The sequence below is a fragment of the Lysobacter sp. Root916 genome, assembly GCF_001429785.1.
GTDB lineage: Bacteria > Pseudomonadota > Gammaproteobacteria > Xanthomonadales > Xanthomonadaceae > Lysobacter.
Window position 1 is genome coordinate 1 of record NZ_LMJF01000016.1, and the last position, 14279, is coordinate 14279.

General features: G+C 69.3%; 10 protein-coding genes and 1 other RNA gene. 3 read left to right on the top strand and 8 right to left on the bottom strand.

Annotation, left to right across the window (positions count from 1 at the left end; genetic code table 11):
- Positions 1–576: 576 nt before the first annotated feature.
- Complete coding sequence (locus tag ASE35_RS18320) at positions 577–2409, top strand: ABC transporter ATP-binding protein (RefSeq protein WP_056182621.1); 1833 nt, start codon at positions 577–579, stop codon at positions 2407–2409.
- Positions 2410–2602: 193 nt separating this feature from the next.
- Here the strand turns inward: ASE35_RS18320 and ASE35_RS18325 are convergent, their stop codons facing one another.
- The 8 genes from ASE35_RS18325 to ASE35_RS18355 all read right to left on the bottom strand — a co-directional run bounded on the left by ASE35_RS18325 (position 2603) and on the right by ASE35_RS18355 (position 11698).
- Positions 2603–4096, bottom strand: a complete 1494-nt coding sequence (locus ASE35_RS18325; RefSeq protein WP_056182545.1) for a hypothetical protein — start codon at positions 4094–4096, stop codon at positions 2603–2605.
- Between the two features lie 131 nt (positions 4097–4227).
- A complete protein-coding gene (gene rpiA, locus ASE35_RS18330) occupies positions 4228–4875 on the bottom strand; it encodes a ribose-5-phosphate isomerase RpiA (protein WP_057164729.1) in 648 nt (215 codons plus the stop codon).
- 128 nt (positions 4876–5003) lie between these two features.
- A complete protein-coding gene (locus ASE35_RS18335; RefSeq protein WP_056182538.1) occupies positions 5004–5474 on the bottom strand; it encodes an EVE domain-containing protein in 471 nt (156 codons plus the stop codon).
- A gap of 8 nt (positions 5475–5482) precedes the next feature.
- Entirely contained in the window at positions 5483–6076 is a 594-nt protein-coding gene (locus ASE35_RS18340) for a 5-formyltetrahydrofolate cyclo-ligase (protein ID WP_057160849.1), read from the bottom strand.
- A gap of 92 nt (positions 6077–6168) precedes the next feature.
- Positions 6169–6355, bottom strand: a non-coding RNA gene (gene ssrS / locus ASE35_RS20850) — 6S RNA.
- Between the two features lie 172 nt (positions 6356–6527).
- Positions 6528–6830: a cell division protein ZapA gene (locus ASE35_RS18345; RefSeq protein ID WP_056182533.1), complete on the bottom strand. Its 303-nt coding sequence runs from the start codon at positions 6828–6830 to the stop codon at positions 6528–6530.
- Between the two features lie 10 nt (positions 6831–6840).
- Positions 6841–7062: a TIGR02449 family protein gene (locus tag ASE35_RS18350; protein WP_055900271.1), complete on the bottom strand. Its 222-nt coding sequence runs from the start codon at positions 7060–7062 to the stop codon at positions 6841–6843.
- 97 nt (positions 7063–7159) lie between these two features.
- The gene (locus tag ASE35_RS18355) at positions 7160–11698 is read right to left on the bottom strand and encodes an EAL domain-containing protein (RefSeq protein ID WP_157489561.1); all 4539 of its coding nucleotides are present in this window, start codon (positions 11696–11698) and stop codon (positions 7160–7162) included.
- A gap of 120 nt (positions 11699–11818) precedes the next feature.
- Here ASE35_RS18355 and ASE35_RS18360 point away from each other — a divergent pair, with 120 nt between their 5' ends.
- Positions 11819–12358 carry a UPF0149 family protein gene (locus ASE35_RS18360; RefSeq protein ID WP_200944038.1) on the top strand — a complete coding sequence of 180 codons (540 nt, stop codon included), beginning with the start codon at positions 11819–11821 and terminating at the stop codon, positions 12356–12358.
- Positions 12359–12377: 19 nt separating this feature from the next.
- Complete coding sequence (locus ASE35_RS18365) at positions 12378–13706, top strand: aminopeptidase P N-terminal domain-containing protein (protein WP_057164731.1); 1329 nt, start codon at positions 12378–12380, stop codon at positions 13704–13706.
- Positions 13707–14279: the final 573 nt, after the last annotated feature.

The window sequence follows — 14279 nt, forward strand, 5'->3', positions numbered from 1 at the left end:
GCGGCTCACGCCGCTCCCACAGGCGGCTCACGCCGCTCCCACAGGAGGCGGGCCCGAAGCGGCGACGTCGCTCGGACTGGCGCGGTCGCGGCTTACGCCGCTCCTACCCCAAAGCCGGGCGGCGCGCTCGAGGGACCAGCTTGCCCGCCGTTAGGTATGTGCGGATCTTGGCGTTTCACCGCCGCGCCTGCATCCGCGGGGCGCTGTCGCTACACTCTCGTTTGCCGTCGCGCGATTCAGCGCGGCGTGCCGGTCGCGGCCCGCTCGGGCTCGCGATCCTACTGATCCCCGAATGGGGAGGAGACTTGAGCATGAAGTTCACCAACATCGGCGCGGTACACCGCTAAGTCCGCGTACGCGGCCTGGTTTCAGGCCGCGCCAGGCAGACCGTCCGTCGTCAGGGCCTGTTGTGGCCACTGATCGCGCGCGCTCGTCCGCCGCCCCACTCCCGATTCGTTGATCCGGCGCCACTGGCGCCTGTTCGCCTACGCGCGTTCGTGTTCCCGGGCCCTAGTCCCGGAACGCTCGCCGCGCGGCGGGAGTTTCCACGCTCAACCTAGGCTCAAGGCCATGATGATATTTCGTTGGTTCGAATCCCTGATCGACCCTTTCCGCCCCGCGCCGGAGGTCATGCCTCCGCGCACGGTCGCGGCGTTCTACTGGCATTACATCCGCCAGGCCTGGCCGGTGTTCGCGGTCCTGACCGTGGTCGGTTTCTTCGTCGCGATCGTCGAGGTGGTGATGTTCGACTACCTGGGCAAGGTGGTCGACCTAGTCAACACCGCCTCGCCCGACCGACTGTTCGCGCAACACGGCGGCGACCTGCTGTGGATGGCGGCGGTGATGCTGATCGCGCGGCCGTTTTTCCTGGGCTTGCACGATCTGCTGCTCAACCAGACCGTGCATCCCAGCATGACCAACCTGGTGCGCTGGCAGACCCATCGCTACATGCTTCGGCAGAGTCTGGGCTTCTTCCAGAACGACTTCGCCGGCCGCGTCGCCAACCGGATCATGCAGACCGGGCCATCGTTGCGCGAATCCACCACCCAGGCCTTCGATGCGCTGTGGTACGTGATCGTGTATTCGGGTTCGGCGATCTACCTGTTCGCGCAGGCGGATGCGTGGCTGGTGGTGCCGTTGCTGGTATGGATCGTGGTCTACATCGGCCTGCTGCGCTATTTCGTGCCGCGGGTGAAGCTGCGTTCGTGGCGCGCTTCGGACGCGCGCTCCAAGCTGATGGGGCGCATCGTCGACGGCTACACCAACATCGCCACGCTCAAGCTGTTCGCGCACTCGCGGCGCGAAGAGCAATATGTGGCCGAGGCGATGCAGGAGCAGACCGCGCGTTCGCGCGACATGACCCGCATGACCACGCTGATGGGTATGAGCATCACCGTGGTCAATGGCCTGCTGATCGTTGGTACCTGCGGCCTGGCGCTGTGGCTGTGGCACCGCGGCGCGATCACGGTCGGTGCGATCGCGCTGGCCACCGGCCTGGTGATTCGCATCCACAACATGTCCGGGTGGATCATGTGGACGGTGAACGGCATCTTCGAGGACATCGGCACGGTGCAGGACGGCATCGAGACGATCTCGCGGCCGTTGACGGTGGTCGATCGCGAGGACGCAAAGGCCCTGACCGTGGCCGAGGGCGGGGTGCGCTTCGAGAACGTGCATTTCCACTACGGCCGCGACAGCGGACTGATCGCCGACCTCGATCTGACGGTGCGGCCGGGCGAGAAGATCGGTCTGGTCGGACCTTCGGGTGCGGGCAAGTCGACCCTGATGAACATCCTGCTGCGCCTGTACGACCTCGAGGGCGGCCGCATCCTGATCGACGGGCAGGACATCGCCGGCGTCACCCAGGAGAGCCTGCGTTCGCAGATCGGCGTGGTCACTCAGGACACCTCGCTGCTGCATCGCTCGATCCGCGACAACCTGCTGTACGGGCGACCGGATGCGAGCGAGGACGAGATGCGCGCGGCCGCGCGCGAGGCACGCGCGGACGAGTTCATTCCGCGTCTGGTCGACGGCGAGGGCCGCCAGGGTTACGAGGCGCTGGTCGGCGAGCGCGGCGTCAAGTTGTCCGGTGGTCAGCGCCAGCGTGTGGCGATCGCGCGCGTGTTGTTGAAGAACGCACCGATCCTGATCCTGGACGAGGCGACCTCGGCGTTGGATTCGGAAGCCGAGGCGGCGATCCAGGACAGCCTGGACTCGCTGATGCAGGGCAAGACGGTGATCGCGATCGCGCACCGCCTGTCGACGATCGCGCGCATGGACCGGCTGGTGGTGATGGACCAGGGACGGATCATCGAGACCGGCACGCATGAGGAACTGATCGCGCACGACGGCTTGTACGCGCGTTTGTGGAAGCGGCAGACGGGTGGGTTTGTGGGGGTGGATGCTTAAGCGTTGGGGCCGCCCTCACCCCAACCCCTCTCCCGCGGTGCGGGAGAGGGGCTTAAGCAGGGCGCTTTGTAGTACTTGCGGCGGCCCTCACACCAACCCCTCTCCCGCGGTGCGGGAGAGGGGCTTTAAGCGGGGCGCTTTGCCGTGTTTGCTGCCGCTTGCGGGAGAGGCCAATGCGAAGGAGGCTGGGTTTTCAGAACAGCGAGCCCGTGCTTCCGCGCTCGCCATCGCCGGGTTGGCCGCGGCGTTTGCGTACCCAGCCGCCGACGCCCGAGGGTTGGTGCGTGGCGGCGGCGGCCGGTTTCGGCTCGGTGCCGTCGCGCGCCTGGCGGTGCACGGTCTCGGCCAGTACGTTGAACTGGCGCAGGCGCTGCAGCCAGAGTTCGTCCATGCTCGGATCGGCGACCAGCGGCGCGGCGCCGAGGTCGGCTTCGGTGGCTTCGTCGGGGATGTGGCCGAACGGAATGCGCATCGGTGCGGCGCCTTGGGCCAGGGCCTCGTGCATCGCGCCGAAGTACAGGCGATTGTTGCCGTAACGCTGGTTGACCTGATCGAGCACGCGGGTCAGGGCCTGGTTGCGATGGCGGTCGGCGAACAGGGCGCCGGTCTCGGCGGCGCAGGGCTGCAGATCGATCAGGGACACCGCCACCGACAGCGGCGGGTGGCGTTGCAGATTCCAGCGCCCGCTGGCGGCGGCGCGCATCAGCGGTTCGATCGCCTCGGCCAGCAGTTGCAGCAGGGTCGGTGTGTCGTCCAAGGCGGCGAAGGACAGGCCGCGGTCGTAGCGCTGTTCGCGGCCGATGAAGCGCACGTGCAGGCTGAGCCCGCGCGCCTGGCAGCGCTCCTGGCGCAACCGCATCGCCGCCTTGGCCAGCAGCTTGAACATCACTGAGCGCATGCCTTCGGCGTTGCGCATCTGCGGGTCCAGCACATGCGAGTGGCCGACCGAGCCCACCGCCTTGCGCTGGCGCGAAGGCGGCTCGATACCGCGCAGCTGGGCCCAGAATCGCTCGCCCTCGATGCCGCCCCAGATCGCGCGCAGGTGTTCGCGCGGCGCGGCGGTAAGCTGCGCGACCGTGCTCAGGCCGGCGTCGTGCAGGCGTTGCAGCATCGAGGGGCCGACGCCGCACAGGTCCTGCAGGTCCAGACCGTGCAGCGCATGCGGCAGGTCGGCCAACTCGACCACGGTGAGGCCGTCGATCTTCTCCAGGTCGGAAGCGGTCTTGGCCAGAAAGGTATTGGGCGCGATGCCGATCGAGCAGCGAATCGCCGGGCTCAGGCCGCGATCGATCAAGGTCTGCTTGATCCGCTGGGCGATCGCGATGGCGTTGTCGCGCTGGCGCTCGCGCCCCATCAGGCGGCACGCGACCTCGTCGATCGACAGCGGTTTGCCGTCGATCGGGATGCAGTCCTCGATCGCCGCGATCAGTTGATGGTGCAGCTCGACATAGCGCGCCGGTCGCGCCTGCACGATGGCGATATCGGGGCAGCGTTCCAGCGCTTCGCGCACCGGCGTGCCGGTCTTGACCCCGTGCCGCTTGGCTTCGCGGCTGGCGGCGATGCAGCAGGTGGTCGCCGCCATCACCGGCACCACGCCGACCGGACGCCCCCGCAGATCCGCCCGGTCGTACTGCTCGACCGAGGCGAAGTAGGAGTTGAAGTCGACGAACAGGCAGCGCAGGGTCACGGCGGCGGGCCACGCAGGGGTAGCGAAGTATCGCGCCGCGCGACGGGCCCTGCGAGGGCCGCCGGCCGGCGATCCGCCGAGCATGCCGGCGGATCGTCTCGGATGCTGAGATTTATTTCAGGATCAATCGCTTACAGCACGATCGGCGGTTCGCCGCCGACGATCACGACATCGGCCGGGCGGCGCGCGAACAGGCCGACGCTGACCACGCCCGGGATCTGGTTGATCGCGGTTTCCAGGGCCACCGGGTCGGTGATGGCCAGGCCGTGGATGTCGAGGATCCAATTGCCGTTGTCGGTGACCACGTTCTCGCGCCAGACCGGCTGGGCGCGGGTCATGCCCAGGATCTCGCGCGCGACCAGGCTGCGCGCCATCGGCACCACTTCCACCGGCAGCGGGAACTTGCCCAGCACGTCAACGCGCTTGGCCGGATCGACGATGCAGACGAACTTGGCGCTGGCCTCGGCGATGATCTTCTCGCGCGTGAGCGCGGCACCGCCGCCCTTGATCAGGCGCTTGTGCGGATCGCACTCATCGGCGCCGTCGACGTACAGCGCGAGCGGGCCGGTGGCGTTGAGGTCCAGCACTTCGATGCCCAGCGCCTTCAGGCGCGCGGTGCTCTGCTCGGAGCTGGACACGGCGCCCTTGATGCGCTCCTTGATCCGGCCCAGCGCATCGATGAAGTAGGCGACCGTGGAACCGGTGCCGACGCCGACGATCATGCCGTCCTCGATGTAGTCGATGGCTTTTTCGCCGGCCAGGCGCTTGGCTTCAGTCATGAGTAGGGATTCGTGATTGGGGATTCGGGATTGGTTAGAGCGGGCGGCGGCGCGGATTTCGCAGATTCGTTTGAGTCTCGAGGCGCTTTTGCGAATCCCGAATCCCCAATCACGAATCCCGGCTCCACTCACTCCATCGCCAACAGCAGCTTCCACTGCGCCGCCGTCACCGGCAGCACCGACAGGCGGTTGCCGCGTCGGGTCAGGGCGAAGTCCTCGCCGAGTTCGTCGGCGCGCGCCTTGATCTCGTCCAGGGTGATCACGCGCTTGAGCTTGCGGTCGAAGGCCACGTCCACCAGCAGCCAGCGAGGGTCTTCGCGCGTGCTCTTGGGGTCGTGGTAATCGGACTTGGCGTCGAACTGGGTCGGGTCCGGGTAGGCGGCGCTGGCGATGCTGGCCAGGCCGGCGATGCCGGGCACGGCGGTGTTGGAGTGGTAGAACAGCACGCCGTCGCCGACCTTCATGCCGTCGCGCATGTAGTTGCGCGCCTGGTAGTTGCGCACGCCGTTCCAGGGTTCGGTGCGCACGCGCTCGAGGTCGTCGATGGAAAAGGTGTCGGGTTCGGACTTCATCAGCCAGTAGCGGCGGCGTGCGGTCATGGGGGCGTTCACGCGATCAGGGAATGTCGGCAGTCGTAGACGGCGGCGTCGCTGCACACGGCGTCGAGGGCCACGTCCCAGTCGGCGCGGTCCAGCGCGTCGACGCGCTGGACCTCGAACGCGGCGCCGACCAGCCAGGGCGGCGCGGGCTCGCGCTGGCGGAACGCGAAGCTGCGATCGTACCAGCCGCCGCCCATGCCCAGCCGGTGGCCGCGCGGGTCGAAACCGACCAGAGGGGCCACCGCCAGGCTCAGGTCTTGCGGCGCCAGCAGCGAGCTCGCGGCCACGTCGGGCTCGGGGATGCCGTAGCGGTTGCTGACCAGCGGGTCGCCCGCGCGCCAGGGCGCGAAGCGCAGGGCGCCGTCGTCGCCGAGCACGGGCAGGCAATAGATGCACTCCGGCGGCAGCCGCAGTTGCCAGACGTGCAGGCCGATTTCCCCGTCCAGGGCCCAGTAACCGGCCACGTAGCCGGCCTGGGGCGCGAACGGCAGGCCCAGCAACCGCGCGGCCAGGCGCTCGGCGCCGGCGATGCGGTCGGCCGCGCTCAAGGCGCGGCGGCGCTCGCGCAGGTCGCGGCGCAATGCCGCACGGTCAGCCGTCATGCGGCGGGGCTTCCATCTGGGGGCGGCACGCGGCCGCTCGCGGCGGCGCGCCAACAAGGAACGGGCGCCGCGAGGCGCCCGTCCGGAATAAGTAGTCCTCCGCCAATGGCGATGCATGCCAAACGACCTTGAACCCGGGGTTCAAGTGGGGACGCTTGGCTGCCTTCGGGCTTCCCGCTACGAGGCGGACTTGCACTCCGGGCTTCCGCTGCGCCCCCGTGGTCGTAATTAAGGGACAAGGCGAATGTTTGTGCACGCCGTCGCGCACAGCAGAGGACGTTGGCGAAGTATAGCGCGGGAGTGCGGGTGCGCATGCCCGCTCGTCGGCGATGCTGCGTTGCGATTCATCGAACATGTGATCGCGTCGGCGCAAACGGCCGATCGGCTTGCGTTCACGGGCGCCGCCAGCGCGCGTTGGGCGCGAGCGGTGCGGATTCGACCATGCGCGGACTCAGCGCGGCGCGGTCTCGAACAGGCCGTCGAGCTTGCGATGCAGGTCGCCCAGGGTGCGCGCGAGTTCGCGATCGCGGCTTTCGTTCTCGCCGCGCAACTGTTGTAGTTCGTGGGCGAGATTCAGCGCGGCCAATACCGCCACGCGGTCGAGCGCGGCCATGCGGTTGCCGCCGCGGATCTCGCGCATCTTGCTGTCCAGCAGCTTAGCCGCCGACAGCAGGCTGTCGCGTTCGGACGGCTCGCAGCCGACCGTGTACTCGCGGTCGAGCAGGCGGATGCTGACGGGTTCGCTGGCGCTCATCGGCTCGTGCTCAGGTGTGCTGCTCGAGCGACTTCAGCCGCGCGATCATCGCTTCGACGCGGGTGCGCGCCTGCTCGTTCTTGGCCAGCAGGGCCGAGCGTTCGCCGGCCAGCTGTTCCTGTTGCTGGCGCAGGCTGCGGTTCTCGTCGTGCAGACGACGCGCGCGCTCGGCCAACTCGTCGACGCGGTCGGCGAGCGATTGCATTTGGGCGAGCAGTTCGGCGCGGTCCATACGGCCACGATAGGCAGGGAGCCGGGAGCCGGTCAAGCAGGCGACGGCGCGGACCGGACCGCCAGGTGAACGGATGCGTCGGAGCGGGCCGGCGGTCTCAGTCCGCGGCCGGCGGGGGCGCGGCCACGGCGGGCGTGCGCGCGAGGATGAAGGCCAGGCATTGCTCGACCTCCAGCGGCCGCGCCAGCCAATAGCCCTGGATCTCGTCGCAGCCGTGTTCGCGCAGGAACTCCATCTGCGCCTCCGACTCCACGCCCTCGGCGACCACGTTCAGGCCCAGCGAGTGGGCCATGGTGATGACGGTGCTGGTGATCGCCTCGTCGTCGGGGTCGCGGCCGAGGTCGCCGACGAACTCCTTGTCGATCTTGAGGGTGTTGATCGGCAGGCGCTTGAGGTAGGCCAGGGAGGAGTAGCCGGTGCCGAAATCGTCCACCGCCAGGCCGACGCCGAGGTCGCGGATCGCCTGCAGGGTGGCCGCGGTCTGGACCGCGTTGGCCATGATCACGCTCTCGGTGAGTTCCAGCTCCAGGCGCCAGGCGGGGATGCCGCTTTCGTCGAGGGCGCGTGCGACCGTGCGCGGCAGATCGCTGCGCAGCAGTTGCAGGGCCGAGACGTTGACCGACATCGACAGCTGGTCCAGGCCCTGTTGGCGCCAGCGTTCCAGGGTCCGGCAGGCCTCGTGCATGGCCCATTCGCCGATCTCCAGGATCAGCCCGCTTTCCTCGGCCAGGGGGATGAACTGCGCCGGCGAGATGTCGCCGTACTCGGCGCTGCGCCAGCGCAGCAGGGCCTCTACGCCGGTGATGCGTTGGTCCTGCAGCGACAGCCGCGGCTGATACACCAGGCGCAGCTCGCCGCGGTCCAGGACCTTGCGCAGCGCCGCCGAGATGGTGGCGCGGCGACGGATCTCGACGTCCATCGCCTCGGTGTAGCGCATGTAGGTGCGGCGGCCGGCGGCCTTGGCCTGGTACATCGCGGTGTCGGCGTGCTTGAGCAGGTCGGTCGGGACCTGGGCGTGATCGGGGTAGAGGCTGATGCCGATCGAGGGCGAGATCGACACGTCGTGGCGCTCGTCGAAATCCAGCGGGGTCTCGAACGCGCGCATCAGCCGGCGCGCGACCGCCTCGGCGTCCTCGGGCGTGTCGATGTTTTCCAGCACCACGGTGAACTCGTCGCCGCCCAGGCGGGCGACGGTGTGCTCGGCGCCCACGGTTTCCTGCAGGCGGGTGGCGGCGGCGCGCAGGATGCGGTCGCCGGCGGCGTGGCCCAGCGAGTCGTTGATGTCCTTGAAGCGGTCCAGGTCCAGGAACAGCACCGCGATGCGGTGACCCTGGCGGCGCGCGCGCACGATTGCGCGCGACAGCCGCTCCGACAGCAGCGTGCGGTTGGGCAGGCTGGTCAGGGTGTCGTAGTTGGCCAGGTAGCGCAGTTCCTGCTCGGCGCGCTTCTGGTCGGTGATGTCGCTGAGCACGGCGACGTAGTGGCTGCGCTGGCCGCCGGTATCCAGCACCGCGCTGCCTTGCAGCCAGCACAGGAACTCGGCGCCGTCCTTGCGCGACTGCCAGATCTCGCCCGACCAGCGCCCGCTGCGCTGCAGTTCGGCGCGCATCTCCTGGTAGAACTCGGGGTCGTGCTGGCGGCTGTCGAGCAGGCTGGCCGACCGCCCGATCACCTCGGCGTCGCCGTAGCCGGTCATGTGGGTGAAGGCAGGGTTGATCGAGACGAAGTTGAAGTCGCGGTCGATCACCGCCACCGCCTCGGCCATGCTGCGCAGGACCTCGCTGGAGATGCGGCGATCGCGCTCGGCGCTGCGGTTGGCGGTGATGTCGCGCGCGGTGCCGGCCACGCGCAGGGCGCGGCCCTTGGGGTCGCGCTCGACCACCCTGCCGCGCGCGCGGATCCAGCTCCAGCCGCCGCCTGGGTTGCGGATGCGGTGCTCGGACAGGAACAGCGCGGCGTCGCCGCGCAGGTGCTGCTTGAGCAGGTCGAGCACGCGCGCCTGGTCGTCGGTGTGGATCTCGTGATCGTCGACCACGTGGGTCTGGACGCCGATGTCCGGGGTCTGCGCGTGCTGTTCGTCCACGCGCATGCGGTGCATCTCGCGCCGGCTCAGGTCGTAATCCCAGAACTGCTCGCCCGATGCCCACAGGGCCAGCTTCAAACGCTCCTCGCGCTCGCGGATCTGCTGGAAGTAGCCGCGCTCGCGTTGGCGCGCGCGGTGCCAGCGCCAGCCGGCGCTGGCGAGCAGGGCGACCAGGGCCAGGACCGCGGCCAGGATCACCATCGGGTGCCGCCACAGCGGCGGCGCGACGTGGATCGGGATGACCAGCTCGCGCGAGTTCCACACCCCGTCGCGGTTGGTGGCCTGGGCGCGGAAGGTGTAGCGGCCGGCGGGCAGGCGGGTGTAGGTGATGTCCTGGCGCATGCCGTTCTCGATCCAGCCGCGATCGAAGCCGTCCATGCGGTAGCGGTAGCGGATGCTGGAATCCGGCGCGAAATCCAGCGCGCCCACGCGCAGGCGCAGGATGCCGGCCGCGGCGGGCACGTCCAGGCGCGCGGGCTGCCACAGCGCGCCGCTGTCGACCGTGGCCTCGGCGCCGATCCAGGCCCCGAGCAGGCGCACCGGCGGGGTGTAGCGCGAATCGACCATGCGCGCGGGCAGGAACAGGTTCAGACCGCGCACGCCGCCGAACACGAAGCGGCCGTCGCGCAGCTGGGTGACCGCTCCGCCGTTGAACTCCAGGTCCTGCAGGCCGTCGGCCAGGCCGTAGCGGCGCACCCAGCCCGGCGCCACGTCGAAGCGCAGGATGCCGGCGTCGGTGCCCAGCCACAGGCGCCCGTTCGGCCCTTCGGCGACGGTGAACACCACCGGCACCGGGCGTTCGTTCAAGGCCGCGCCCAGCGGATGCACGAAACGGATCTCGCCGCCGCGTTCGACCACGCGGTCGAGCCCGGCGTGGCCGCCGACCCAGACCGTGCCGTCCTCGGACTGGTGCAGGGCGCGCACCAGATTGCCGGCCAGGCTGTTGGGGTTGTTGGCCTGGTGGCGGTAGTGGCGCATGCGCCCGCTGGCGGGTTCCAGCAGGTCCAGGCCGTCGCCGGTGCCCAGCCAGATGCGGTTCTGGCGGTCCTCCAGCAAGGCGTGCACCACCGGATGGCTGAGGCCCTTGGGGTCGCCCTCGCGGTAGCCGTATTGGGCGATCGCGCCGCTGGCGGGATCGTAATGCAAGGCGCCGGTGCCGGTGCTGCCCAGCCACAGCGTGCCGTCGTGGGCGACGATCAGGCTGCGCAGCGCGGTCGCGCTGTACGGCCCCAGGTCGATGCGTTCGAGTTGGCGCGCGACCGGGTCGAGCCGGCGCAAGCCCTGGCTGGTGGCGACCCAGAGCCGGCCGCGGTCGGCGCGGCCGAAGGCCATCACCCGCACGCCTTCGCCGATCAGGCGGGTGTAGTCGTCGAACCGGTCCTGCTGCAGGTCGTAACGCAGCAGGCGCGCGTTGTCGCTGCCCAGCCACAGCGCGCCGCCCTCGTCCTCGATGATGGCGCGCATGCTGTCGTCGGCGGCGGCATTGCGCGGCCGCCCGCTGTCGATATCGAGCACGTAACTGAAGCGGGTGCCGCGCGGATCGGCCAGGGCGACGCCGCGGAAGGTGCCGCCGACCCAGAGCAGGCCGCCGTGATCGACCATCAGGCTGGCGATGGTGTCCTCAGGCAGGCCGGCGTCGATACCGGCGTCCTCGCGCACCGCTTCGATCCTGCCGCTATCGGGGTCGTACCGGCGCAGGCCGTCGCCGAACACCGACAGCCACAGGCGGCGGTCGGGCGCCTCGACGATCGCGCGCACGTCGGCGGGCGACGCCGGCGCGTCGGTGTCGGCCGGCAGGACCCGAATCAGGCTGCGGCCGTCGCTGTGCACGCGGAACAGGCCGTCGTTGCGGCCGACCCAGATCTGGCCGCGGTGGTCGCGCAACAGGCTGGCGACCGGCTGCGGCTCGATCCGCTCGACCCGGTCGTCGGTGCCGATCCGGTACAGGCCGGCGGCGTTGCCGTACCAGACATTGCCGTCCCTGTCCGACACCAGCTTCTGCCAGGGCCGGTCGCGCGTGCTGTCGGGCAGCTTCAGCAGGTTCTGGCGGCGGCCGCTGGCCGGGTCCAGGCGCTCCAGCCCGGCCACGCTGCCGACCCAGACCCGGCCGCCGCGGTAGAGCAGGGCCATGACCTGGCGCGAGGCCTGGCTGCCGCCCGCGGCCGAGTAGCGGCGGATGCGGCCGGTGGCCAGGTCCAGCCGGGCCACGTATTCGGAGTAGGTGCCGACCCAGAGCGCGCGCTCGCTTTCCAGCGCCAGGGTGGTGACGTAGCTGTCGGGCAGGCTGGCCGGATCGCGCGGATCGTGGCGATAGGGCACGAAGCGCTGGCCGTCGTAGCGGTGCAGGCCGCCCTGGGTGCCGACCCAGACGAAGCCCTGGGCGTCCTGGGCCAGCGCGGTCACCGAGTTCTGGGCCAGGCCGATTTCGCTGCCCAGACGGGTGAAGTAATAGTCCCGGGTTGCCGCTGCGACCGGCAACACCGTGCCCGCCAACACCAGCAGAGCGCTGAGCAGGCCGGCGACGCGAATAGCGGCGATGGGGGATGGACGCACGGACACCGGGGCACAGGGCGTGGCAACGCGCAGTGTAGGCAGGCGTCGTCCGCCGCAACAAGCCGCGTCGCTGCGTTGCTAAACTGACGCAACCCCCACGCAGCCATGCCAGTGCCCTCCATCGAACTGCCCGACCTGTCCGCCGTCGACGCTCAGAGCCGCCAACTCGCGCTCGCCGCGTCGCCTTCCGAACTCCATGGGGCCCTGTGCGGCTGGCTGGCCGGCGGCGGCGCCTCGCTGCGCGAATGGCCGGCCAAAGTGCTGGCCGACGATGCCCTGACCGCGCCGGAGGCCGACAGCGCGCTCGACCAGCTGCGTCTGGCCAGCGCCGCGCAGCTGTCCGACCGCAGTTTCGATTTCGCCCTGCTGCTGCCCGACGCCGAGGCCTCGCTGTCCGAGCGCAGCGGCGCGCTGTTCGAATGGTGCCGCGGTTTCCTCGGCGGATTCGGCCTGGCCGGCGCTTCGGCCAACGCGTTGTCGGTGGAAGGCCGCGAGGCGCTGGGCGATCTGGCCAAGCTCGCCGTCGCCCAGCCGCAGGACGACGGCGACGAAGAGGACGAGGAAGCGTTGGTGGAGATCGAGGAATTCGTGCGCGTGGCCGCGCTGCTGCTGCACGGCGACTGTGTGCTGGCCAGCCAGCACCGGCAACGTTTGAACTGAATCCAAGGGCGTCGCGACGATGACTACCGCCGGCATCGCCAGCCAGATTTCCGCCAAGGCCTACGCGCGCCGCCGCAAGCAGCTCATGCGCATGGCCGGCGACGACGCCATCCTGGTGCTGCCGTCGGCGAACGAGCTGATTCGCAGCCGCGACACCCATTACCCGTACCGGCAGGATTCCGACCTGTGGTACCTCACCGGCTTCCCCGAGCCGGAGGCGGTGCTGGTGCTGGTGCCGGGCCGCAAGCACGGCGAAACCCTGCTGTTCTGCCGCGAGCGCGATCTGGAGCGCGAAGGCTGGGACGGCCCGCGTTTCGGCCCCGAGGGCGCGGTCGAGGCCTTCGGCCTGGACGACGCCTATCCGATCGCCGATCTCGACGACATCCTGCCCGGCCTGCTCGAAGGGCGTTCGCGGGTGTACTACCACTTCGGCCGCGATCAGGAGTTCGACCTCAAGCTGATCGGCTGGCTCAACCGCGTGCGCGCGATGGTGCGACAGGGCGCGCAGCCGCCGCACGAGTTCCTCGAGCTGGGTCATCTGCTCGACGAGATGCGTTTGTTCAAGGACCGCGACGAACTCAAGCTGATGCAGCGCGCGGCCGACATCAGCGTGCAGGCGCACGAGGTGGCGATGCGCGCGGCGCGCCCGGGCGTGCGCGAGTACGAACTGCAGGCCGAGCTGGAACGCGTGTTCCGCATGCACGACGCCGAGCCGGCCTACGGCAGCATCGTCGGCGCCGGCGCCAATGGGTGCGTGCTGCATTACCGCGCCAATAACGGCGTGGCGCGCGACGGCGATCTGGTCCTGATCGACGCCGGCGCGGAATTCCGTGGCTACGCCGCCGACATCACCCGCACCTTCCCGGTCAACGGCCGCTTCAGCGCGCCGCAGCGCGCGCTGCACGATCTGGTCGGCGCGGCCCAGGCCGCAGCGCTGGCGCAGGCGCGCCCGGGCGTGGCCTACGAGGCGGGGCACAATGCCGCGGTCGAGACCTTGACCGAGGGTCTGCTCAAACTCGGCCTGCTCAAGGGCAAGCTGGAGAAGAACATCGCCGACGGCAGCTACCGCCGCTATTACCGGCACAAGACCGGGCATTGGCTGGGGCTGGACGTGCACGACGTCGGCGAGTACCGAATCGAGGGCGAGTCGCGCCTGCTGGAGCCGGGCATGGTGTTCACCATCGAGCCGGGGTTGTACGTGTCGGCCGACGACACCAGCGTGGATCCGAAGTGGCGGGGTATCGGCATCCGCACCGAGGACGATGTGTTGGTCACCAAGGATGGCTATCAGGTGCTGACCGACAAACTGGCGCGCAGCGCTGATGAGATCGAGGCGTTGATGGGGTAGGGGGAGTGGGTTTCGCCCGCGCCTCTCGTTCTAGTCGCGCGCTGTCGCTGTCGCTGTCGCCGTAGCCGTAGCCGTAGCCGTAGCCGTAGCCGTAGCCGCCGCTCGGCTGTGCTCACCACCTCTCGCGCTTCGGGCCAGCCTAGGCCGGCTCTTGCTGTTGCTGGCCATCTCCGCGAAGGCAGGCTCTGCTTTAGTTCGGCGGAGCCGAGCATCCAGTGTCTTTAGCATGCACTCACATGCAAGCCCGCTTTCGCTTTTGACTCCCTCCTTTGGAAAAGGGTGGAGCCGTGCGTTTACGAACCGCAGGTTCGTGCGCGGCTGAGCGCCGGCAGGCTATGCCTGCTGGCCGGGCGGGTTGGGGAGGATTTGCTGTTGCTTTGCTTTTGTCTTTTTCTGACCGAAGGTCAAAGGCTTCCGCCTGCTGCGCATGCGGGTCACTTTCTCTTGCTCCTAGCTCCCTCCTTTATCAAAGGAGGGTTGGGGAGGATTTGCTATTGCTTTGCTTTCGTCTTTTCAGACCGAAGGTCAAGGGCTTCCGCCTGCTGCGCATGCGGGTCACTTTCTCTTGCTAGC

Excerpts from the sequence above, each read along its gene's own strand:
- rpiA (WP_057164729.1), bottom strand. The coding sequence starts at position 4,875 with ATGACTGAAGCCAAGCGCCTGGCCGGCGAAAAAGCCATCGACTACATC.
- ASE35_RS18335 (WP_056182538.1), bottom strand. The coding sequence starts at position 5,474 with ATGACCGCACGCCGCCGCTACTGGCTGATGAAGTCCGAACCCGACACC.
- ASE35_RS18340 (WP_057160849.1), bottom strand. The coding sequence starts at position 6,076 with ATGACGGCTGACCGTGCGGCATTGCGCCGCGACCTGCGCGAGCGCCGC.
- ASE35_RS18345 (WP_056182533.1), bottom strand. The coding sequence starts at position 6,830 with ATGAGCGCCAGCGAACCCGTCAGCATCCGCCTGCTCGACCGCGAGTAC.
- ASE35_RS18350 (WP_055900271.1), bottom strand. The coding sequence starts at position 7,062 with ATGGACCGCGCCGAACTGCTCGCCCAAATGCAATCGCTCGCCGACCGC.
- ASE35_RS18365 (WP_057164731.1), top strand. The coding sequence starts at position 12,378 with ATGACTACCGCCGGCATCGCCAGCCAGATTTCCGCCAAGGCCTACGCG.